Genomic DNA, 19,918 nt, shown 5'->3' on the forward strand with positions numbered 1-19,918 from the left:
CGAATTTTCCGTCGCCCGATGTGGGTCTAGCGCATCCAATAACCGTTGGATTTTAGACGGTTCCGGATCGCTTGTTCCTTGCGGGGCAAGTTGTCTTGGTCAAACAGCGCCCGCGCTTTCTGACCGCGCCCTTGATAGATCATCCGTTTGATCGGGTCGTGGCCTTTTAGGACCTTCTTTAACTTGTTCGGTGCCGCGACTGTCTCCAGAATATCAACCGCGCTTTGGCTTTCGCGCGCATACAGCAGGGGCAGAAACCTGTAGTGACAGCTTACGCTGCCGTCCAGCAAACCGCCGGGCAGGGTATCGCGCCCGCCGCCCAATGCGTGGATGACCAGTGGCAAGGCGACTTGGTCCAGCCACGGGTCAAAGCTTTGGGCGCAAAGCTCCTCCGGCGGCGTGTCGCGGATCGCCAGCGCATATTTCAAAAACTTGGCACCGAATTCATGCGGGCAGCGGTAAAAGAAAAAGCCGGCGTTGAAATAGAGGTATCTTTGCCAGTACTCGTCGGGTTGGCTGAGATCGAGGCTGCTTTCGAAATCCAGCTCAAACATGTCGTAAAGCGATTTCCACAGCCCCGTATATTGCGGCCCGTATAGCTGTGGCACCGGCCACGTGTTGGTCCGGCGCAGCGATGCGGTGGGGCGGTCAAAATCAAACGGAACTTGGGTGATATCGCCGGTGATCAGCGTATCGGTGTCGAAAAAGACAAAGGGTTCGCCTTTGGGCAGGGCGCTCAGCATCTCGATCTTGTTGCCATAGGGATAGGACGCACCGAAATGTTCCGAGTGAAACGGGATAATCTCAGCGCCCAAATCGGTCAGCGCGGTACGAATGTCATCGCTTTTGATATTGGGGTCGTTTGGCCATTGGTGCCCGGGTTGCGGTTCGGCCACCAGAAGACGTCCGCGAAAATCGGGGCTGCTGTGGCGCAGGGACGCGGCAAAAAGCAATGCTTCGTAAGCCAGACGGCCCTGTTGCCCGACGATGACGATATTAAAGTCCTGCGATGGGGCGGGGGTATTGGTCAACGCGCTGCCTCTTGCCATTTTGTCGAACTATAGGGGCAAAGGGCGTTTCGCAAAAGATGCCAAATAAATGCGGCGGTTACACCGCCCATAGCGGCGGGGTTTGACCCCATTGCGCATCTAATGTGAAAGTGGTGGGCGACCCTGGAATCGAACCAGGCGTGCGTCTCCGCGAGGGAGTTACAGTCCCCTGCCACACCTTGCGGCCTGTCGCCCACTTTCAGCCAGTGCATTGCACCGGATGTGAAGGCGTGATTACAAGCGGTCCTGATAGGCGTCAAGGCGAAAACCTAGGCGAAAGGCAGGGAAATGATCCTTGCAGCATATGATAGAGGGTCTGGGCATGAAAAAACCGAAGTGGGTCGTGCAAAAAGAGCAAGATAAAAAGGTCGAGGCGAACCAAACCGTGTGGTTGTTCGGCTTGCACGCTGTGCGTGACGCGCTGGAGAATCCCAAACGCGAGAAGCTAAAGCTGATGGTCACGCCAAATGCGCAGATCAAGCTGGAAGAGGCGATTGCAAAAGCGGGAATCGAGCCAGAGGTCGTGGACCCGCGCAAATTCCGCCCGCCGCTTGATCAAGGGTCGGTGCATCAGGGCGCTGTGCTTGAGGTCAAGCCGCTGGCATGGGGATCCTTGGCCGAGGTATGCATCGGGGCAGAGGCACCGCGGGTGTTGCTGCTGGACCGGGTCACCGATCCGCATAACGTTGGGGCAATCTTGCGCTCGGCCGAGGTTTTGGGCGCGTCTGCTGTGATCGGCATGCGCCACCACGCGGCCCCCGAAACCGGATCGCTGGCGAAATCGGCCAGCGGTGCCTTGGAGCGTCAGCCCTATCTGCGGGTGCGGAACCTGGCGGATTCGATCAAAGAGCTGCAAAATATGGGGTATTTGGTGCTTGGGCTTGATGGTGAGGCCGATGTGACGGTTGAGGCCGCATTGGAGGGCAAGCGGGATCGCCCCGTTGCGCTGGTGTTGGGGGCCGAGGGGCCGGGCCTGCGTGAAAAGACCAAAGAAACGGTGGATATGCTGGTGCGGATTGACGCAGATGGCGGATTTGGCTCGCTCAACGTCTCGAACGCGGCGGCAATCGCCCTATATGCGTCACGTCCGCACGGGTAACTCCGGCGCTAGAGGAAAGACGCAATGGCCTATCCAACAAAGATCGCAACCTGCTGTTTTTGCGGCAGCAAAGCGGCTTTGACGCTGGATGTGGGCCGCCACGAACTGTCCTGCGCGCAATGTGGCGCGCCGTTGCATGATTTAAAGAAAATTCCTGTTCCCAAGGCTAAAACCACGGGTGTCAGTGCGTCGCCAGCCGTGCAGCGCTTTCCGGCTGCGAAGCCTGTCAAACGGGCATCCAAACCGAAGGTGAAGCATTCGAAACGGCGTAAATCTTGGCTGAAAGAACTTGCCGGCGAGATTTTTGACGTTGTCGAAGACATTTTCGACTGAGGCGATGTCTCGGGCAGTGGGCGGTATTCTGCTCAAATCTTTAGGTTTTATTCACGGATTTGTTAGACGGTCTTTGAATAGCGCAAAGAGTTCTTACTTCATGTGTAAGGCGGCGGGTCTGGAACACCTGCTGATCTGTAACTGTCCCTCGTTCCATACCTTAGCGCCCTCGGACCTTTGTCTGACGGGCGCTCTTTTTTTCGCCCGAATCGGTGTAGATGTAGGCGATGATGTATTCAGATGCCCTTTTGAAAGACGTGCTGACCCGGACCAAGCGGATTGCGGTTGTCGGCGTGTCGATGAACCCCGTGCGCCCCAGCTATTTTGTGGCGCGTTATCTGTCGCTTAAGGGGTTCGAGGTGATTCCCGTGAACCCTGGCCACGCGGGTGAGACGCTGTTTGGTGCCAAGGTTGTCGCAAAGCTGTCTGACATCGAAGGTGATGTGGATATGGTCGATATTTTCCGCCGCTCAGAGGCCGTGCCCGAGATAGTAGACGAGGCGTTGGCGGTGTTTCCCAAGTTACAGACGATCTGGATGCAAATTGGTGTCGAACATGCCGAGGCTGCGGCCTTGGCAGAAGCGCGTGGGGTGACCGTGATCCAGAACCGCTGTCCGAAGATCGAATATCAGCGGCTGTTTTCCGAGTTGCGCATGGGCGGTTTTGCGACGGGGATGATCTCGAGCAAGCTGTAATAGCGTCATAGTGCCTGCGGCGGCGGGGAAGGGGGGCTTGCCCCCCAAGCCGAAATATCGGCTTTCCCCCCAGGATATTTAAGAGCCAGAGAAGCTTAGCGGGACGCTTTTTCTGCGATACCGCTTTGGTTTTGGCGGCGCGTGAGTTCATCCAGCACATCTGTGAGCGGGACATCGCGTGACGCGAGCATGACCAGCAGGTGGTAAAGCACATCGGCGGCCTCTGATGTGAGCGCTTTTTTATCGTCCTTCACGGCTTCGATAATGGCTTCTATTGCCTCTTCCCCGAATTTCTCGGCACATTTTTCAGGGCCTTTTGCCAAAAGCTGTGCGGTCCAACTGCTGGACGGGTCGGCGGTTTTACGGGCGCTGATGGTGGCGTAAAGGTCATCTAGGGTCATGTCAGCCTCATCGGGATGCCGGCGGCGGCCATATGTTGCTTGGCTTGCGCGACCGTATATTCGCCAAAGTGAAAGATCGAAGCGGCAAGCACGGCAGAGGCCCCGCCTTTGGTGACGCCGTCAACGAGGTGGTCGAGATTGCCAACGCCGCCCGAGGCAATAACCGGCACGCTGACCGCGTCGGAGATGGCGCGGGTCAGGGTGAGATTGAAGCCTTGTTTGGTGCCGTCGCGGTCCATCGAGGTGAGCAGAATCTCACCTGCACCTTTGGCGGTGACGAGTTTGGCAAATTCCACGGCGTCGATGCCTGTTGGTTTGCGCCCGCCGTGGGTGAATATTTCCCATTTGCCGGGGCTGACGGTTTTTGCGTCGATGGCGCAGACGATGCATTGGCTGCCGAATTGGTCGGCGGCGCGCGCGATGACATCGGGGTCAGCGACGGCGGCAGAGTTAAAGCTGACCTTGTCGGCACCGGCCAGCAGCAGGGCGCGCACATCGGCCACGGTGCGCACACCGCCACCCACGGTTAGGGGGATGTAGCAATGTTCAGCGGTGCGGGTGACCAGATCAAACATGGTGCCGCGGTTTTCATGGGTGGCATGAATGTCGAGAAAGCATAGTTCATCCGCGCCGGCAGCGTCATAGGCGATGGCCGCATCAACCGGATCGCCCGCATCGCGCAGGCCGACGAAATTCACGCCTTTGACCACACGGCCATCGGCGACATCTAGGCAGGGGATGATACGGGTTTTAAGCATGGGTATTCTTTAGATGGCGCATGTGCAGGTGGCAAGCGGCTGGAGGGCTGTCTGCCCTCCAGACCTCTCGAGGATTTTGAGCCATTTGGAACATCAGGCGAGCGCTTTGAGGGCTTCTTGGAGATTGATGGCACCATCGTAGAGCGCACGGCCAGAGATGGCCCCGGAGATGACGTTTGTGGCTTTGAGTGCTTTGAGGTCGTCAAGGGAGCTGACGCCGCCGGAGGCGATGACCGGGATATTGACCGCGCGGGCAAGATCGGCGGTGGCATCAATGTTTGGCCCGCCCATGGCCCCGTCGCGCAGGATGTCGGTGTAGATGATTGCCGCAACGCCTGCATCTTCAAAGGATTTCGCCAGATCAGTGACCATCACATCAGTCTCTTCTGCCCAGCCCTTGGTTGCGACGCGGCCATTGCGGGCATCGATTCCTACGGCAACTTTGCCGGGGAAGGCGCGGGCGGCCTCGCGGACCAGATCGGGGTTTTCAACGGCCACGGTGCCAAGGATGACGCGGGCCAGCCCCTTGTCCAGCCACGCTTCGATCGTGGCCATATCACGGATGCCGCCGCCCAGTTGGGCGGGAACATTGCAAGATTTCAAGATCGCTTCGACCGGGGCCGCGTTGACCGGAGTACCTGCAAACGCGCCGTTCAGGTCTACTAGGTGCAGCCAAGTGCAACCAGCGTCGACGAAAGCGCGGGCTTGGGCTGCGGGATCGTCATTGAAAACCGTGGATTTTTCCATGTCGCCATGTACAAGGCGCACGGCTTGGCCGTCTTTGAGGTCGATTGCGGGGTAAAGGATCATGTGGCTCGCCTTGGGTTGCGGGTGTTGGGAGGTGAAATCGCATGATGGGCGGAAATGTGCAACGCAGCAGGTGCGGCCCTTACGTCAACCTTGCCTGAAGAGACAAATATGCGCCAGACTATCCGCGTATCGGGAGGATATATCATGAAAAGAGTAATTTTGGCAGCGGCACTAAGTGTCATGGCAGCAGGCGCTGCGATGGCAGCGGATCCGGCTGTTGGCGTTTGGAAGACACAACCGGACGACGGGGCCTATGCGCATGTGAAAATGGCGCCGTGCGGCGCAGAAATTTGCGGCACGATGATGCGTACGTTTAACGACGAGGGCGAATATAAGTCGCCTAACCTTGGTAAACAGCTGGTCATCGGTATGGTGCCGGATGGCAAGGGCAACTATGCGGGCAAGGTCTGGCGGCCCTCGAACGACAAAATCTATATCGGAAAGATGACCGTCGCAGGCGATAACCTGAAGCTGTCCGGTTGCATTGCGGGCGGTTTGCTGTGTTCAAAGCAAAGCTGGAGCCGGCTTAAGTAAGCTGGGCTGCCGTATAGCGCACCCGGCCCCAGATAGCGGGCCGGTGCCGTAAACCTATGGTCGCCACTTCAAGAAGTTGGCGATCATACGCAAGCCGGTGGTTTGGCTTTTCTCTGGGTGGAACTGCATGCCCAGCATGGTGTCACGGCCAATCACGGCGGTGACATCGCCGGCGTAATCGACATGGGCCAGACGTTCGTCGGGGTTGGTCACGGCCATATGATAGCTGTGGACGAAATAGGTGTGATCGCCAGTGTTTATACCGTCGAAGACCGGGTGCGGATGGTCGATGATCAGATCATTCCAGCCCATATGGGGTACTTTGAGCGTGGGGTCGGCGGGGGTGATTTTGGTCACTTCGCCCTCGATCCAGCCCAACCCTTGGGTATCTTCGTATTCGCGGCCCCAAGAGGCCATTAGCTGCATGCCCACGCAAATGCCCAAGAAGGGGCGGCCTTTGACCTCGACTGCCTCGACCATGGCGGCGTAAATCCCGCTGTGCCCCTTGAGGGATGCCATGCACGCCGGGAACGCCCCGTCGCCGGGCAGCACCAGGCGATCGGCGCGGGCGACCACATCGGCGTCGGCGGTGACGACAACATCGCCTGCGTCGCCTTCGCGGGCCATCCGTTCAAACGCCTTGTGAGCGGAGTGAAGATTGCCGGATTCGTAGTCAATAATAGCGGTTAACATGCCCTACAGCGCGCCCTTGGTGGACGGGATATCGCCTGCCTTGCGGGTGTCGACCTCGACCGCCTCGCGCAGCGCACGGGCCACGGATTTGAACGCCGCCTCTGCAATGTGGTGGCTGTTGAGGCCGTGCAGCATATCAACATGCAGCGTGATGCCGCCATGGGTGGACAGCGCCTGAAAGAACTCGCGCACCAGTTCGGTGTCAAAGCTCCCGATCTTGGCCGAGGGCAACGCCACGTTCCAGATCAGAAACGGGCGGGCAGACAGATCAAGCGCGGTGCGCACCAACGCATCATCCATCGGCAACAGGCATGCGCCGTACCGGCGGATGCCACGTTTGTCGCCCAAGGCCTGAGTTAGGGCCTGACCCAATGCGATACCCACATCCTCGACGGTGTGGTGGTCATCAACATGCAGATCGCCCTTGGCCGTGATCTTCATATCAATCAGCGAGTGCCGCGCCAATTGATCCAGCATGTGGTCAAAGAAACCTACGCCAGTGTTGTTGTCATAGGCCCCGCTGCCATCAAGGTTAATCTCGACAGCGATCTGGGTTTCGGCAGTGGAACGGCTGATGGTGGCTTGACGCATTGGGAATTCTCCGGCTGTTGGTGCCCTTATAGCAGTGCGCGCGGCCACGCCAAGGCCTGCAAAACGGATTTGCGTGTCATAGGGGATTGCGGCCCTTTCCCTGCTATGACAGCGTGTTGGCATCGCAACCAGCCGAAGGCCTTTTCATGTCCACCTGCGTCTTTATCCAGATCCGGTGCCGCCCTGGCACAACTTACCGCGTTGCCGAAGAAATCGCCCTGCGCGAAATCCATTCAGAGCTGTATTCCACATCTGGCGATTTTGACCTGCTGATGAAGCTGTATATCCCCAAAGGGGAAGATGTCGGCGTCTATATCAACGATCATTTGCTGGATATCGACGGGATCGAGCGGTCTTTGACGACGATGACCTTCAAAGTATTTTGAAAACGCTGATCGCCATGTGTGTGGCGCTGTTATGTGCCACCCCGAGTTTTGCTGCCCGCACCTATGAAGGCGAGGAAGCCGCGGCTTTGCGCTGTGCCAATATGCTGGCCTATACGGCTGTGACGTTGGCGCGTGCGGATATGATCGACGAGGATCAAAAGAACGTCATGCTTAGCATCACCGTTCTGATCCTCGAACGCCATGTCACCGGTACACGGGCCGAAAAGAAGGCCGCGATGGGCATCGTGCGCGATCGGCGCGACATCGATGCCACGCTAGAAGATTATCGCCTGAATGCGGCCAAATGTTTGGTCCAGTTTCCGATTAATTAGACTTCACGGCGACGGATGCCTTGTTCGACGCGCGCATTTCCGCGCGGCAGATCGCGCGGGTAAACGTGTTTTTCACGCGCTGTGTCCGGTTCGCATTGGGCACAATCGGGGTGCCGACCGACACTGTGATCGCGATGTGATCATCCGCTTTCAACCCATATGACGTCTCTTCGATGCGGCGCTGGATTTCAGTTTCCAGCACCTCCCAATCGGGGAGCTCGGTCTCGCGGTTGATGCAAATGAATTGCCCGTTGCCCACGTAAGACATGAGCAGATGCTGGCTTTCGACGACGCTATAAATGCTTTCACCCAGATCAGACAAGAGCTTCGCAAAATCAGCCGAGGTCGTAGTCTCGTACACCTGTTCCGCGGAATCGAGCGACACGCAAAACACTTTGCATCCGTTCAAGGTTTTCCGGTCAAGTTGGGTAAGGTAGTTGCCCAGCGAAAAGGACAGGATCAGCCGGTCTACATTGGAGAAATACAGCTTTTCGGCCAGGTCAAAGGGGTGCGTCCCAATTGGATTTTCATCAGAAATATCAAGCGCGTCGATGGTGACCACAGTTTTCGCAGCTTCGCTAAGCCGTTCTGCAACGCGAATACGGTTATAGACGTCTTTCAGGTTAAACGGCTTCGAGATATAGTCATTCGCGCGCGCGGCAAAAGCGCTTTCGATCGAAACAGCATCGGTGCGGGCGGTAAGCATCAAGATCGGGGTCATGTCGTGGCCGGGCAGGGCGCGGATGCGGCGGCACAGCTCGATTCCGTCCATCTCGGGCATATCAACATCCAAGACAAAGCAATCAAACGGCTGCTTTTCAGATGCGATCAGTTCCAAGGCCTGAGGCCCACCAACGGCAGTGTGGATATCCGTTAGGTCGGCCAGCTCAAAAATCTCGGGGAACAATTCAAGAATGAATGGATCATCGTCTACCACTAGAATTTTCATGACTCGCCTCGTCCTTGATTTGCCGCTTTTGCATCGAATTTGACACAAGTGTTACTGGGTAGTGTCGACGCTAGATTTCAATCTAGGCAAGAATATGACAAAGGCCTGTTTTCTTACTGTTTTATAGGGCTGCTGTCGCCACGTAACCGGCCGAAGAAACATTCGTGCCCTACACATAGTGCATTATTTAACGGGGCCAAGAACGGGCGCGTTTTTCCGCCGATTGGTTCAGGGCATAGGGTGGCGGGCGGTTGCACGAACCAAAACCTGCGAGGCAGTGCACGGTGCATTTAGGTCCGCTGTACGGTTTCATTCTCACGTACCACCTATGGTCCGGCTGTGGGGAAGGGGGCGTTTCTGCGTCGAAAATATCTGTCGCTGAAAACACAAAGGCCGCCCGAAGGCGGCCTTGTTTTTATCTGCTGGGGTTGCAGAAACCAGTTGGAGCGGGCGAGGCGATTCGAACGCCCGACCCTAACCTTGGCAAGGTTATGCTCTACCCCTGAGCTACGCCCGCATCCTCTGGTAGGGCGTGAGATACCCATAGGGCGCTGTGTCTGCAAGAGGGAAATCAGCTTTGAATGCACTTTTTTCAAAGTTTTTTTCAGCGGTCGTTTTTGCGGCCTGTTAAAACAGTGCATGGCCCAAAAGCCCCAGGGCCGCGAAGGTGATCATGGCAATGTTCATCGCCATCCCAAGCTGACGCAGAATGATTTTCTGCGGGGTGGAGGCAAAACCAATGGCATGCAGCGCACGCCCCGCAACCAACAAGATGCCCAGTACATGTAGGGCCAGTGACGGTGCACCTGCCAGTTCGCTAAGCATCAAGAGGATCAAGGCCAACGGTGCATATTCGGCGCAGTTTGCTTGGGCGCGCATACGTTTCAGCAAGTTCTTGTCGCCGCTATCGCCAAGCGAAATGATGTTGGCGCGGCGATAGATAATAACGCGGATACTGAGGGTCAGAAAAATCAAAGCGGTTAATGCCGCGTAGATCGATGTGATTGGTAAGGGCATAAGAGATGTCCATTTGGGTCAGGTTCAAATGGTACTTTAGGGCAAAAACCGGTTTGCAAAAGGGTTTGCTGTTTATGTCGTCGGGCAGGGCCTGCATTCGGGTGAAGCTTGGGCATGAAAAAGGGGCCCCAACCGCCGTTGGAGCCCCTTGTATTTTAAGGCCTTACCTTAGTGGCTTGGCTGTTTGTCCCATTCTTCCTGCTTTGGCAGGGTTTCGAATGTGTGCTCTGGGGGTGGGCTTGGCAAAGTCCACTCAAGCGTATCTGCATATTCGTTCCATGGGTTTGCAGCCGTGCTCCGTGCGCCTCGGGTCAATGTGTACAAGATGACGCCGAAGAAGAAGATGAAGGATGCAAAGCTGAGGAACGCGCCGATCGAGGACCACAGGTTCCAGTAGGCAAATGCCTCTGGGTAGTCGATGTAGCGACGTGGCATGCCCTGACGGCCCAAGAAGTGCTGTGGGAAGAAGGTCAGGTTTGCACCGATGAACATCGCCCAGAAGTGCAGCTTGCCGGCCCATTCAGGGTACATGCGGCCCGACATCTTGGGCAGGTAGAAATAGATACCTGCAAAGATCGCGAATACAGCACCCAGCGACATCACATAGTGGAAGTGCGCAACCACATAGTAGGTGTCGTGGTAGTAGCGGTCGACGGCTGCTTGGGACAGAACGATCCCTGTAACCCCACCAACGGTGAAGAGAAACAGGAAGCCGAAGGCCCAAAGCATTGGCGTTTTGAATTCAATGGAACCGCCCCACATGGTGGCAATCCAGCTGAACACTTTGACGCCTGTCGGCACCGCGATGACCATGGTCGCAAGCATGAAATATGCCTGTTGGTTCAGGGTCAGACCGACTGTGTACATGTGGTGCGCCCACACAACAAAGCCCAATGCGCCGATGGCGATGATCGCCCAAACCATTGGCAGGTAGCCAAAGATCGGTTTGCGGCTGAACGTGGCGATGACGTGGCTGATGATACCAAAGCCGGGCAGAATGATAATGTACACTTCGGGGTGACCGAAGAACCACAAAATGTGTTGGTACAGTACCGGATCGCCGCCGCCTGCTGGGTCAAAGAACGCAAAACCAAAGTTACGGTCCATCAGCAGCATGGTGATTGCGCCAGCCAAAACAGGCAGGGACAGCAAGATCAGCCAGCTGGTGACAAAGATCGACCAGCTGAACAATGGCACCTTGAACAGGGTCATGCCGGGGGCACGCATGTTCAGGAAGGTGGTGATCATGTTGATCGCACCAAGGATCGAGGACGCACCGGATACGTGAACCGCAAAGATCGCGAAATCCATCGACATCCCACCCTCTCGGACGGACAGCGGTGGATACAGAACCCAGCCAACGCCGGACCCCAGCTGGCCATTGCCACCCGGTGTCAGAACCGAACAGATTGCCAGCGTTGTACCGCCGACATACAGCCAGAAGGACAGGTTGTTCATACGGGGGAACGCCATGTCAGGCGCGCCGATTTGCAGCGGCATGAAGTAGTTACCAAAACCACCGAAAAGGGCGGGGATAACCACAAAGAACATCATCAGGATGCCGTGACCGGTGATCAAAACGTTCCAGAGATGGCCGTTTGGCGTACATGTTGCCGAACTATCAGCAATAAAACGCGCACCTTCCATACACATGTACTGAACACCTGGGTGCATCAGTTCCAGTCGCATATAGATGGTAAAACAGACAGAAACAAAGCCAACGAGGGCTGAGACGATCAGATATAGAATACCGATGTCTTTGTGGTTCGTGGACATAAACCAGCGTGTGAAAAATCCACGCTCGTCGTGATGGTCTTGCCCGTGAATGGCTGCGTCGGCCATGCGGTGCCTCCTGAGATTGGTTGGTCAACCCACGCCCCGACAGGGAACGCGCGCTGGATTATCATTCGTTTTAGTGCGCCTTGCCCAAAGGGGCAATGGCCCCCATTGCCGCAGGGGCGGTATTTTCTCAAAAAAGCAAGCGCGTGGCAGGTAGGCCGGTTTTGGAATTCGCGGCTGTTATAACTGCGTTTTTCAGACCTTTCATCTGACAAGTAAGATGAAAGAAGTGAAACATATGTAAACTTCGGAATATCTTTTCCTCAAAAAGATGCTGCGTGCGCTATTTTACGGGGTGCGTGCGTGGCAACTTTGTGGGGAATGACCGTGGGTGGCCAGATATCGCTCGGGGAGTACTTCCCGCGAATCGAAAGCCTTATTCTTGGGTTTCGAAAACTGTCTCGAACGCCGCGCGCAATGCAACGTCGAGGGTATCCATCGTAACGGGCAACCCAAGATCAACCAGCGACGTGACCCCATGGCCGCTGATCCCGCAGGGCACGATGCCATCAAAGTGGCTTAGGTCGGGATCAACGTTGATGCTGATGCCGTGAAAGCTGACCCATTTACGCAACCGTATGCCGATGGCTGCGATTTTGTCTTCCGATATATTACCATTCGCCATCAGTGGTTTATCAGGTCGTTCGACCCAGACGCCAACCCGACCTTCGCGTATTTCGCCGGTGACGTTAAAGCTGTCGAGGGTGGCGATCACCCAAGCCTCAAGCTCTTGGACAAAGCGGCGCACGTCGCGGCCCCGTTTGCCCACGTCCAACATAACATAGACGACCCGCTGGCCCGGCCCGTGATAGGTATATTGCCCACCGCGGCGGGTATCATAGACGGGAAATCGATCAGGGTCAGTCAGATCATCGATTTTGGCCGAGGTGCCTGCGGTATAAAGCGCCGGATGTTCGACCAGCCAAATGCATTCGTCAGCCGTGCCCGCCGCAATCTGGGTCGCACGGTCTTCCATCCACGCCTCGGCGGTTCTGAAATCGTTCAAGCCATCAGAGATGATCCATTCCACCATTTTCAGCTGCTTTGCGCCCCGCTTTCGATTTGCATGATCAGGCGGCTGTCTTTTCCGCCATGATTTGCTGGATGACTTGGCCGTAGTTCTCGGCACCTTGTGCGCCGGTTACCAGATATTTGCCTTCGAACACCATCGCGGGCACGCCAGTGATTCCCTGACCCGTCCACGTGCCTTCAAGCTCGCGCACGGCATCTGCGTGGCTGCTGCTTTCCAAAACCTCGACGGCCTGCGCGCGGTCAAGGCCCACTTCTTCGGCGACGTCGGCCAAAACATCCAGATCAGACACATCACGCCCTTGGGTGAAATGCGCCTCGAACAGCGCCAGCTTCAACGGGTGCTGAAGGTTGTGTTCCTGGGCCCAGTGCAAAAGCTGATGCGCGGCAAAGCTGTTCACCATGCGGCTGTCGGGGGTAAAGTTGAAATCAATACCCAAGCCTTTGCCAATTTGCACCAGATGCGCGCGGTTCTGTGCTGACTGCTCGGCGCTCGCGCCGTACTTTTCCATAATATGCTCGGCCGTGTTCTGACCTTCGGGTGGCATCTGGGGGTTCAGCTCGAACGGATGCCAGCGAATGAAAGCACCCACACCGGTTTGCGCAAGGGCCTGTTCCAACTGACGATACCCGACAATGCACCAAGGGCACATCACATCAGATACGATGTCGATTTGCAGGGCAGGGGCGGTTTGTGGGGGCACATCATTGGGCACGGGGCATCACCTGTTTTAATTTCTAGCCCCTAAAGTCAGGTTTTGTGCCCGTATTTCAAGGGGGGCCGCCAAATTTAGGCTGGGGTGCCTGCAGAAAATGCCGTTGTTCAAAATGATGAGGATTGCCTCTTCACAAGGGGATCATCTTTGTCTAAACGAGCGACACCATCCATGGCGTGCGGTCGTGGCGGAATGGTAGACGCGCAGCGTTGAGGTCGCTGTGGGGTAACACCCGTGAGAGTTCGAGTCTCTCCGACCGCACCAATTCATCAGACCGTCGATCTAGACTGTTTGGGTTCCATGGTTGCCCTCTCGTAACTCCCCCAATTTCATTATTCGTCTGTGCGCAGCAGGTTTTCGATGCGCGCCGAAGCCGAATGCCATTTCGGAACCTTTCGCAGTTCCTTGGGTTGTCCAACTAGGCAAGCTTTGGAGAGTGATGATGACCGAGAAGAAAAATGTTCCCCCCACAACAACCGATGCCGGTATCAGGGTTCAAAGTGATGAACATTCACTGACCGTTGGCCCCGACGGTCCGATTGTGTTGAATGATCACTATCTTTTGGAACAGATGGCGAATTTTAACCGCGAACGTATCCCCGAGCGGCAACCCCACGCCAAAGGGTCCGGCGCGTTTGGGACGTTCGAGACGACCCAAGATGTGTCGCAATATACCAAAGCCAAGATTTTCCAGCCCGGTGCGAAATGTGACGTGGCGATGCGTTTTTCGACCGTTGCCGGTGAACGCGGCAGCCCGGACACATGGCGTGACCCGCGTGGTTTTTCCGTTAAAATGTATACCGAAGACGGCAATTTCGACATGGTCGGGAACAACACGCCGATTTTCTTTATCCGCGACCCGATGAAGTTCCAGCACTTTATCCGCAGCCAAAAGCGCCGCGCGGATAACAACATGCGCGACCATGACATGCAGTGGGATTTCTGGACGCTGTCACCAGAAAGCGCGCATCAGGTAACCTATTTGATGGGCGACCGTGGCATTCCCAGAACGTGGCGCGAGATGAACGGCTATTCCAGCCACACCTATTCGCTGATCAATGCCGAGGGCGAAAAATTCTGGGTGAAGTTCCACTTTCACACCGATCAGGGCGACGGCAATGCGTATTTAAGCCAAGATGAAGCCGATAAAATGGCAGGCATGGATGGCGACTACCACCGCCGCGATCTGTTCGATTCTATCCACGAGGGCAATTACCCCAGCTGGACCCTCAAATGGCAGATCATGCCCTATGAGGATGCCAAGACCTATGACATCAACCCTTTTGATCTGACCAAAGTTTGGCCGCATGACGACTATCCGCTGATCGAGGTTGGGAAGCTGACGTTGAACCAGAACCCCACCGACTTTCACACCCAGATCGAACAGTTGGCGTTCGAGCCGAACAATATGGTGCCGGGCATTGGCCTGTCCCCGGACAAAATGCTGTTGGCGCGCGGATTTTCCTATGCGGATGCGCACCGTGCCCGTTTGGGTGTGAACTATAAGCAGATTCCGGTGAACACGCCGAAATCACCAGTTCACAGCTACTCAAAAGATGGCGCAGGGCGGACCGTGCCGGTGGCCGATCCTGTCTATGCGCCTAACTCCTATGGCGGTCCGGCAGCCCAGCCCGAGCCGGGCGGCGAGGCCGGCCTTTGGCATGCTGACGGTGACATGGTGCGCCAAGCCTATACCCTGCGTCCCAAGGACGACGATTGGACCCAAGCTGGCATTCTCGTGCGCGAGGTGATGGACGACGATGCCCGCGAGCGTCTGGTTGGCAACGCGGCGGGCCATCTGGCTGACGGGGTTAGCGAAAAGGTTCTGGTGCGGGCGTTTGAATATTGGCGCAATATCGACGGCGAAATCGGTGACCGGATTGAAATCGCCGTTCGTGAAAAGATTGGCGGCGAATCCAAAGCCCCCGGTATGGCGTCGGCCAAAAGCATCGCCGGTTAATTTCGACCGCATTGAAAAACAAGAGAAAGCGGAGCCAGCAGGCTTCGCTTTTTCTTTTGCATCAAGGGTGTGAATGCACCTGCGTCTGGGTCTTCTCGCGAAGCTGCGATGTTGCAAGCCAGCTGAAAAAGATCATGCCAGCTGCCGTACCAAGGCACAGCGGAAGCCCGCCAAGTTGGTAGGTGAGCCCGGACAGCATCGTGCCAGTCAAACGGCCTGCGGCATTGGCCATATAGTAAAAGCCCACATCCATCGTGACCCGTTTTGCATCGGTAAAGCTGAGGATCAAAAAGGAATGCAGAGCCGAGTTTACTGCGAATATTCCGCCAAACACCAAAAGCCCCAAGATGATCGTTACCGTCAGCGGGGTGGAGGGCGTGGGCGTGATCCAGACGATGGCGGCCAGTAAGGCGGGGACCGCCATCAGCATGCCCACCCATATTCTGGCCTGCGCCAGAATTTCGGCCTCGCCGCGGGATGATGCGCGCAAGATGCGGGGGGCCCAGCCTTGGACAAAGCCATACAGGATCGTCCAGACTGCCATGAATGACCCGATCATAAAGAATGCGGCGCGGTTTCCGGCCTCGGACCCGTCAGACAACACCGCATAGAAATAGATCGGGATGCCGACGACGAACCACACATCGCGCGCGCCGAACAGAAACAGCCGTGCCAAGCTTAGCCAGTTGATGTTGCGGTTCTTGGAAAACACCTCGGAAAACTTCGCGCCCCTGCGCCCGACGGGCAGGCCTCTGGGCATGCCAAGTACGACACCGATCAGGATGATGAACAGGATCGCCGCCATTGCCTGCACCGCGGGGACAAAGCCAAGAACGGCCAACAGCGCCGCCCCCAGCAGGAAACCGAAGCCTTTGACGGCGTTCTTTGATCCGGTCAGCAGCGCGACCCAGCGAAACAACCCGCTACCGCCCGTCGGGGCAAGGATTTTCACCGCGCTTTTTGCGCTCATCTTGGCCAGGTCCTTGGCAACGCCGGACATGCCTTGCACCAGCATGACAAAAACCACGGACGCCGTGATGCCCCATGCGGGATCAAGCTGTGCCAAGGCCAGCAATGCAACGACCTGCAACGCAAGCCCCGCATAAAGCGTTTTGGTCAGCCCGAACCGCGCGGCGATCCAGCCCGCCGACAGGTTGGTTACGACCCCTGCGACTTCATACAAGACAAACAGATAGGCCAGTTGTACGGGCGAAAAACCGAGCGTGTGAAAATGCAACAACACCAGCATGCGCAAGGCACCATCGGTCAGCATGAAGGCCCAATATGCCGCCGTTACCGTGATATATGCTGCGAAACCTGCCGGACGTGTCACAGCTTGCCACCAACCATCAGGGCCACATCCACCAGCCGGTAGGCATAGCCATATTCATTGTCATACCACGCATAGATTTTGACCTGCGTGCCGTTCACCACCATGGTTGATGGCGCATCGATGATGCTGCTGCGGGTATCATTGGTGTAATCCGACGACACCAAAGGCCGTATTTCATAGCCCAAGATGCCTTTCAGCGGGCCATTGGCGGCAGCTTCGAACAGGGCGTTGACCTCCTCAACAGTGGTTTCGCGCGCCATCTCGAACACGCAATCGGTGATGGAGGCGTTTAGCAGCGGCACGCGCACGGCGTGGCCGTTCAGCTTTCCGGTCAGTTCGGGATAGATCAGCGTTATGGCTGTTGCCGATCCGGTCGTCGTAGGGATCAGGTTGGTCAAGGCCGACCGCGCGCGGCGCATGTCCTTGGCCGGGCGATCCACGATTGTTTGCGTGTTGGTCACGTCATGGATGGTCGTGATCGACCCGTGTTTAATGCCGATCCCCTCTAGCAGCACTTTGACCACCGGGGCCAGACAGTTTGTCGTGCAACTGGCTGCGGTCACGATGTGATGGGCGTCGGGCTGATAGACATCGTCGTTAACGCCGTAAACGATATTGGCAGTCGGGCCGTCTTTGACCGGGGCTGATACGATGACCTTTTTCACGCCTGCCGCAAAATACGGGGCCAGCTTGGCCTCGGTCTTGAACGCGCCGGTGCAGTCGATCACCACATCAACGCCGTCCAATGGCAGCTCAGACAGATTGCGGGTGCTGGTGACTGGGATGCGCGTGCCGTCGATGCTGATCGAATTGGCATCGGCCTCGAATTTGGCAGGCCAGCGCCCGTGGATGGAATCAAACTCCAGCAGATGCGCGTGCATGGCCGGATCGCCCACGGCGTCATTGATAAACGCGATCTTGGCACCGCGTTCCAGCAGCGGGCGCAGGGCAAGTTTACCGATCCGGCCTAGGCCGTTAAGTGCATAAGTCGTCATGATTTAGTCCCCTGTGGGTTTGGTTCTGCCGATGTCATCGACGTGTTTTTGCAAGGTGGCGCGGTCCAGCGCTTCGAACGACAGCGAGGTGAAGGCGCTGATCCGGTTGTGCAGCGCGCCATAGGTTTGCTGAAAGGCCAGACGTTTTTCGGCATCGGTCCCTTGGGCCTTTACCGGGTCTGCCATGCCCCAGTGGCCCGAAACGGGCTGTCCGGGCCAGGTTGAACATTCTTCGTTCGCGGCGTGGTCACAGACGGTAAAGACGAAATCCATTTTCGGCGCATCCGGCACTTGAAGTTCGCTGATGTTTTTTGACCGAAGGGGGCTGATATCATGCCCTTTGGACTTCAGCATTTCCACGGCAAACGGGTTCAGCGCTGATTGGTGTTTGGTGCCTGCGGAATAGGCGGTGAATTTGTCGCCAGCCATGTCGCGCAGAATGGTTTCGGCGAAAATCGACCGGGCAGAGTTGCCCGTGCAGATGAACAGGACGTTATACTTCTTGTCAGACATGAGAGAGATGCTCTTGAGAAGATCAGAAAATTGAGGCGGGCAAACGTCGGCACGCCCCCGACAGCAATCAAAAAACAGGTCCGAGACGACCTCTCGGGTGGCGTCAAGGTTCACGGAGTACAAAAGCCGCGTGCCATCGCGCCGCTGAGAGATCATGCCGGCTTGGGTCAGGGCGGCAAGATAGACAGACGCCGTGCTGGGCTTGAGGGTTAATGCTTGGGCGATTTCCCCCGCGGGCAAGGCATCAGGACAGCGCCGCATGAGCAAACGAAACACTGCCATCCGTTGCGGATGGCTGAGGGTCGAGAGGCGGTTTATGAGTGTTATTTCCATATTTCATGAATATTTAAAATAAAGAGGCAGAGTCAACCGATATGTGCTCTTTGAATGTGATAGTTTCATGACAGTTAGGAAGAGGGGGGCTCGCCATTCATGCACAGGCGTCGCCGAATGACGAAAGGCCCCGATCATTCCAGAGCGGGGCCTTAGTTGTGGTTAGTCGTCGTTGCGACTTTCCGCGATTGTTGGATAGAGCAGGTTGCGGAAAATCAGCCGCAGTGGCCCTCGGTTCGCGGGGGACTGGATCATCAACAACGCGATCATGTTTTCCTTGGGGTCGGTGTAATAGCCGGTGCCAGCAGCACCACCCCAATTGTAATCGCCAGCCGTTCCGAACGACGGGGCGTTGCCATCGTCCAGACGCACCGCATAGCCAAGGCCGAACCCGTACCCCGCGCCGGGTAGATAGTATTTGCCGGGCTTGATCCCCTTCAAGTGGTCCGAGGTCATCAACTGCACCGTTTTCGGTGACAACAGCCGCGTGCCGTTCAGCTCGCCTCCGTTCAGCATCATTTGCGCGAACTTGGCATAATCCTGCGCGGTGGACATCAAACCGCCGCCACCGGATTGGTTGGGTTTGCGCACACGCGGGTCGAACAGGGGGCTGCCGCCAAGCGTGCCTTGATCGGCAAAGGGTTCCGCGATGCGGTCAAAGTCAGCCTCGTCATCCACGTAGAACGCGGTATCGGTCATGCCCAAGGGATCGAAAATCCGCGCTGTCATAAAGTCTTCAAGGCTTTGCCCGGACACGACTTCGACCACGGCACCCAAGACATCCGTCGCACGGGAATATTCCCAAACGGTGCCGGGATCATGTTCCAACGGCAGGCTGGCCAGCAGGTTCGCCTGCTCGATCCCTGTGTTTTCCGCACTGGCGACTTCGGCCGCTTTATATGCCTCGCGGGCGGGGCCGGCCCCGAAAAACCCATAGGTCAGGCCGGATGTGTGGCGCAGCAAATCTTGCACCGTCATGGCCCCTTTGGCGGGGCGCGTGACCGCATTGCCATCTGCGTCTTTTTCACCTGTCACCACGGTCATGTTCTTAAACGCGGGCAGATAGGTCGCCACTGGGGCGTTCAGGATTAAGCGGCCTTCTTCAACCAGCATCATCGCGGCGACCGATGTGATGGGCTTGGTCATCGAATAGATGCGAAAAATGCTGTCCTCGGTCATCGCGTCGCCATCAGGCGTGCGTTTTCCCATGGCCGATAGATGCGCAACCTGACCGTCGCGGATCACCATAATCACCGCGCCCGGTGTCATGCCTTTTTCGATCAATGCGCCGAATGTTGCGTCCATCCGCGCCAGCCGCGCGGGGTCAAACCCCAGTTCTTTGGCGTCGCCGCGTGGCAAGTCTTGGGCCCAAGACCCCGTAACACTGGCCAGCACCGCAGCAATCGCAATTGCCCCGACCGACAGGCCTGATTTCAACCGTTTCATAATAACTCCTCCCAGATGTTATTGCCCGTTATGCGGACAGCATCAGGTTAGAAGGGGGGATTTACGGGTGGCAACCGCTGCAATGGCGATGACAGCGCCAAGATGTG

General features: G+C 56.8%; 22 protein-coding genes and 3 tRNA genes. 8 read left to right on the forward strand and 17 right to left on the reverse strand.

Features of this window, described 5'->3' with window-relative positions:
- Positions 1-26: 26 nt before the first annotated feature.
- Both AADJ11_RS09155 and AADJ11_RS09160 read right to left on the reverse strand, forming a co-directional pair.
- Positions 27-1,049, reverse strand: coding sequence for a hypothetical protein (locus tag AADJ11_RS09155; RefSeq protein ID WP_341234210.1), 1,023 nt, complete (start codon positions 1,047-1,049; stop codon positions 27-29).
- Positions 1,050-1,160: 111 nt separating this feature from the next.
- Positions 1,161-1,244 (reverse strand) — tRNA-Tyr (locus AADJ11_RS09160).
- Between the two features lie 127 nt (positions 1,245-1,371).
- On the opposite strand from AADJ11_RS09160, the gene rlmB reads away from it, so the two are divergent.
- The 3 genes from rlmB (at position 1,372) to AADJ11_RS09175 (ending at position 3,176) form a co-directional block, all read left to right on the forward strand.
- Positions 1,372-2,148: a 23S rRNA (guanosine(2251)-2'-O)-methyltransferase RlmB gene (rlmB, locus tag AADJ11_RS09165; protein WP_341234211.1), complete on the forward strand. Its 777-nt coding sequence runs from the start codon at positions 1,372-1,374 to the stop codon at positions 2,146-2,148.
- A gap of 24 nt (positions 2,149-2,172) precedes the next feature.
- Complete coding sequence (locus AADJ11_RS09170; protein WP_341234212.1) at positions 2,173-2,481, forward strand: hypothetical protein; 309 nt, start codon at positions 2,173-2,175, stop codon at positions 2,479-2,481.
- 227 nt (positions 2,482-2,708) lie between these two features.
- Positions 2,709-3,176: a CoA-binding protein gene (locus AADJ11_RS09175; RefSeq protein WP_341234213.1), complete on the forward strand. Its 468-nt coding sequence runs from the start codon at positions 2,709-2,711 to the stop codon at positions 3,174-3,176.
- Positions 3,177-3,271: 95 nt separating this feature from the next.
- On the opposite strand, the gene AADJ11_RS09180 is transcribed toward AADJ11_RS09175, so the two are convergent.
- The 3 genes from AADJ11_RS09180 to hisA all read right to left on the reverse strand — a co-directional run bounded on the left by AADJ11_RS09180 (position 3,272) and on the right by hisA (position 5,145).
- Entirely contained in the window at positions 3,272-3,577 is a 306-nt protein-coding gene (locus AADJ11_RS09180; protein WP_341234214.1) for a phosphoribosyl-ATP diphosphatase, read from the reverse strand.
- Complete coding sequence (gene hisF, locus AADJ11_RS09185) at positions 3,574-4,335, reverse strand: imidazole glycerol phosphate synthase subunit HisF (protein WP_341234215.1); 762 nt, start codon at positions 4,333-4,335, stop codon at positions 3,574-3,576. Before hisF ends, AADJ11_RS09180 begins: the two co-directional genes overlap by 4 nt.
- A gap of 93 nt (positions 4,336-4,428) precedes the next feature.
- Positions 4,429-5,145 carry a 1-(5-phosphoribosyl)-5-[(5-phosphoribosylamino)methylideneamino]imidazole-4-carboxamide isomerase gene (gene hisA, locus AADJ11_RS09190; protein WP_341234216.1) on the reverse strand — a complete coding sequence of 239 codons (717 nt, stop codon included), beginning with the start codon at positions 5,143-5,145 and terminating at the stop codon, positions 4,429-4,431.
- Between the two features lie 144 nt (positions 5,146-5,289).
- Between hisA and AADJ11_RS09195 the strand changes: the two genes are divergently transcribed.
- Positions 5,290-5,679 carry a DUF2147 domain-containing protein gene (locus AADJ11_RS09195; protein ID WP_341234217.1) on the forward strand — a complete coding sequence of 130 codons (390 nt, stop codon included), beginning with the start codon at positions 5,290-5,292 and terminating at the stop codon, positions 5,677-5,679.
- 54 nt (positions 5,680-5,733) lie between these two features.
- On the opposite strand, the gene hisH is transcribed toward AADJ11_RS09195, so the two are convergent.
- Together hisH and hisB are read right to left on the reverse strand one after the other, a co-directional pair.
- Entirely contained in the window at positions 5,734-6,372 is a 639-nt protein-coding gene (gene hisH / locus AADJ11_RS09200) for an imidazole glycerol phosphate synthase subunit HisH (protein ID WP_341234218.1), read from the reverse strand.
- Positions 6,373-6,375: 3 nt separating this feature from the next.
- On the reverse strand, positions 6,376-6,963 hold the full coding sequence (gene hisB, locus AADJ11_RS09205) for an imidazoleglycerol-phosphate dehydratase HisB (protein WP_341234219.1): 588 nt from the start codon (positions 6,961-6,963) through the stop codon (positions 6,376-6,378).
- A gap of 146 nt (positions 6,964-7,109) precedes the next feature.
- Between hisB and AADJ11_RS09210 the strand changes: the two genes are divergently transcribed.
- Positions 7,110-7,349, forward strand: a complete 240-nt coding sequence (locus AADJ11_RS09210) for an Lrp/AsnC ligand binding domain-containing protein (RefSeq protein WP_176249542.1) — start codon at positions 7,110-7,112, stop codon at positions 7,347-7,349.
- The gene (locus tag AADJ11_RS09215; RefSeq protein ID WP_341234220.1) at positions 7,346-7,681 is read left to right on the forward strand and encodes a hypothetical protein; all 336 of its coding nucleotides are present in this window, start codon (positions 7,346-7,348) and stop codon (positions 7,679-7,681) included. Before AADJ11_RS09210 ends, AADJ11_RS09215 begins: the two co-directional genes overlap by 4 nt.
- Here AADJ11_RS09215 and AADJ11_RS09220 read toward each other — a convergent pair.
- The 6 genes from AADJ11_RS09220 to AADJ11_RS09245 all read right to left on the reverse strand — a co-directional run bounded on the left by AADJ11_RS09220 (position 7,674) and on the right by AADJ11_RS09245 (position 13,231).
- Positions 7,674-8,630: a response regulator gene (locus AADJ11_RS09220; protein ID WP_341234221.1), complete on the reverse strand. Its 957-nt coding sequence runs from the start codon at positions 8,628-8,630 to the stop codon at positions 7,674-7,676. The genes AADJ11_RS09215 and AADJ11_RS09220 overlap by 8 nt on opposite strands.
- Before the next feature lie 442 nt (positions 8,631-9,072).
- Positions 9,073-9,147: transfer RNA gene (locus tag AADJ11_RS09225), tRNA-Gly, on the reverse strand.
- A 110-nt stretch (positions 9,148-9,257) separates the two neighbouring features.
- Positions 9,258-9,647 carry an MAPEG family protein gene (locus AADJ11_RS09230; RefSeq protein ID WP_341234222.1) on the reverse strand — a complete coding sequence of 130 codons (390 nt, stop codon included), beginning with the start codon at positions 9,645-9,647 and terminating at the stop codon, positions 9,258-9,260.
- A 168-nt stretch (positions 9,648-9,815) separates the two neighbouring features.
- Complete coding sequence (ctaD, locus tag AADJ11_RS09235; RefSeq protein WP_341234223.1) at positions 9,816-11,489, reverse strand: cytochrome c oxidase subunit I; 1,674 nt, start codon at positions 11,487-11,489, stop codon at positions 9,816-9,818.
- Between the two features lie 373 nt (positions 11,490-11,862).
- Positions 11,863-12,525 carry a lipoyl(octanoyl) transferase LipB gene (gene lipB, locus AADJ11_RS09240; protein ID WP_341234483.1) on the reverse strand — a complete coding sequence of 221 codons (663 nt, stop codon included), beginning with the start codon at positions 12,523-12,525 and terminating at the stop codon, positions 11,863-11,865.
- Positions 12,526-12,556: 31 nt separating this feature from the next.
- Entirely contained in the window at positions 12,557-13,231 is a 675-nt protein-coding gene (locus AADJ11_RS09245) for a DsbA family oxidoreductase (protein WP_341234224.1), read from the reverse strand.
- 178 nt (positions 13,232-13,409) lie between these two features.
- On the opposite strand from AADJ11_RS09245, the gene AADJ11_RS09250 reads away from it, so the two are divergent.
- Positions 13,410-13,495 (forward strand) — tRNA-Leu (locus AADJ11_RS09250).
- A gap of 178 nt (positions 13,496-13,673) precedes the next feature.
- Positions 13,674-15,191, forward strand: coding sequence for a catalase (locus AADJ11_RS09255; protein WP_341234225.1), 1,518 nt, complete (start codon positions 13,674-13,676; stop codon positions 15,189-15,191).
- A 61-nt stretch (positions 15,192-15,252) separates the two neighbouring features.
- Here the strand turns inward: AADJ11_RS09255 and arsJ are convergent, their stop codons facing one another.
- The 4 genes from arsJ to AADJ11_RS09275 all read right to left on the reverse strand — a co-directional run bounded on the left by arsJ (position 15,253) and on the right by AADJ11_RS09275 (position 19,811).
- The gene (gene arsJ, locus AADJ11_RS09260; protein ID WP_341234226.1) at positions 15,253-16,524 is read right to left on the reverse strand and encodes an organoarsenical effux MFS transporter ArsJ; all 1,272 of its coding nucleotides are present in this window, start codon (positions 16,522-16,524) and stop codon (positions 15,253-15,255) included.
- On the reverse strand, positions 16,521-17,519 hold the full coding sequence (locus AADJ11_RS09265) for an ArsJ-associated glyceraldehyde-3-phosphate dehydrogenase (protein WP_341234227.1): 999 nt from the start codon (positions 17,517-17,519) through the stop codon (positions 16,521-16,523). The genes arsJ and AADJ11_RS09265 overlap by 4 nt, the downstream gene beginning before the upstream one ends.
- Positions 17,520-17,522: 3 nt before the next feature.
- Entirely contained in the window at positions 17,523-18,365 is an 843-nt protein-coding gene (locus tag AADJ11_RS09270) for a helix-turn-helix domain-containing protein (RefSeq protein WP_341234228.1), read from the reverse strand.
- Between the two features lie 162 nt (positions 18,366-18,527).
- The gene (locus AADJ11_RS09275) at positions 18,528-19,811 is read right to left on the reverse strand and encodes a serine hydrolase domain-containing protein (RefSeq protein WP_341234229.1); all 1,284 of its coding nucleotides are present in this window, start codon (positions 19,809-19,811) and stop codon (positions 18,528-18,530) included.
- Positions 19,812-19,918 lie beyond the last annotated feature (107 nt).

Origin of the sequence: uncultured Sulfitobacter sp., from assembly GCF_964021855.1 — a bacterium.
In the GTDB taxonomy this organism is placed as follows: Bacteria; Pseudomonadota; Alphaproteobacteria; order Rhodobacterales; family Rhodobacteraceae; genus Sulfitobacter.

Excerpts from the sequence above, each read along its gene's own strand:
- AADJ11_RS09155 (WP_341234210.1), bottom strand. The coding sequence starts at position 1,049 with ATGGCAAGAGGCAGCGCGTTGACCAATACCCCCGCCCCATCGCAGGAC.
- rlmB (WP_341234211.1), top strand. The coding sequence starts at position 1,372 with ATGAAAAAACCGAAGTGGGTCGTGCAAAAAGAGCAAGATAAAAAGGTC.
- AADJ11_RS09170 (WP_341234212.1), top strand. The coding sequence starts at position 2,173 with ATGGCCTATCCAACAAAGATCGCAACCTGCTGTTTTTGCGGCAGCAAA.
- AADJ11_RS09175 (WP_341234213.1), top strand. The coding sequence starts at position 2,709 with ATGATGTATTCAGATGCCCTTTTGAAAGACGTGCTGACCCGGACCAAG.
- AADJ11_RS09180 (WP_341234214.1), bottom strand. The coding sequence starts at position 3,577 with ATGACCCTAGATGACCTTTACGCCACCATCAGCGCCCGTAAAACCGCC.
- hisF (WP_341234215.1), bottom strand. The coding sequence starts at position 4,335 with ATGCTTAAAACCCGTATCATCCCCTGCCTAGATGTCGCCGATGGCCGT.
- hisA (WP_341234216.1), bottom strand. The coding sequence starts at position 5,145 with ATGATCCTTTACCCCGCAATCGACCTCAAAGACGGCCAAGCCGTGCGC.
- AADJ11_RS09195 (WP_341234217.1), top strand. The coding sequence starts at position 5,290 with ATGAAAAGAGTAATTTTGGCAGCGGCACTAAGTGTCATGGCAGCAGGC.
- hisH (WP_341234218.1), bottom strand. The coding sequence starts at position 6,372 with ATGTTAACCGCTATTATTGACTACGAATCCGGCAATCTTCACTCCGCT.
- hisB (WP_341234219.1), bottom strand. The coding sequence starts at position 6,963 with ATGCGTCAAGCCACCATCAGCCGTTCCACTGCCGAAACCCAGATCGCT.
- AADJ11_RS09210 (WP_176249542.1), top strand. The coding sequence starts at position 7,110 with ATGTCCACCTGCGTCTTTATCCAGATCCGGTGCCGCCCTGGCACAACT.
- AADJ11_RS09220 (WP_341234221.1), bottom strand. The coding sequence starts at position 8,630 with ATGAAAATTCTAGTGGTAGACGATGATCCATTCATTCTTGAATTGTTC.
- AADJ11_RS09230 (WP_341234222.1), bottom strand. The coding sequence starts at position 9,647 with ATGCCCTTACCAATCACATCGATCTACGCGGCATTAACCGCTTTGATT.
- ctaD (WP_341234223.1), bottom strand. The coding sequence starts at position 11,489 with ATGGCCGACGCAGCCATTCACGGGCAAGACCATCACGACGAGCGTGGA.
- AADJ11_RS09255 (WP_341234225.1), top strand. The coding sequence starts at position 13,674 with ATGACCGAGAAGAAAAATGTTCCCCCCACAACAACCGATGCCGGTATC.
- AADJ11_RS09265 (WP_341234227.1), bottom strand. The coding sequence starts at position 17,519 with ATGACGACTTATGCACTTAACGGCCTAGGCCGGATCGGTAAACTTGCC.
- AADJ11_RS09270 (WP_341234228.1), bottom strand. The coding sequence starts at position 18,365 with ATGGAAATAACACTCATAAACCGCCTCTCGACCCTCAGCCATCCGCAA.
- AADJ11_RS09275 (WP_341234229.1), bottom strand. The coding sequence starts at position 19,811 with ATGAAACGGTTGAAATCAGGCCTGTCGGTCGGGGCAATTGCGATTGCT.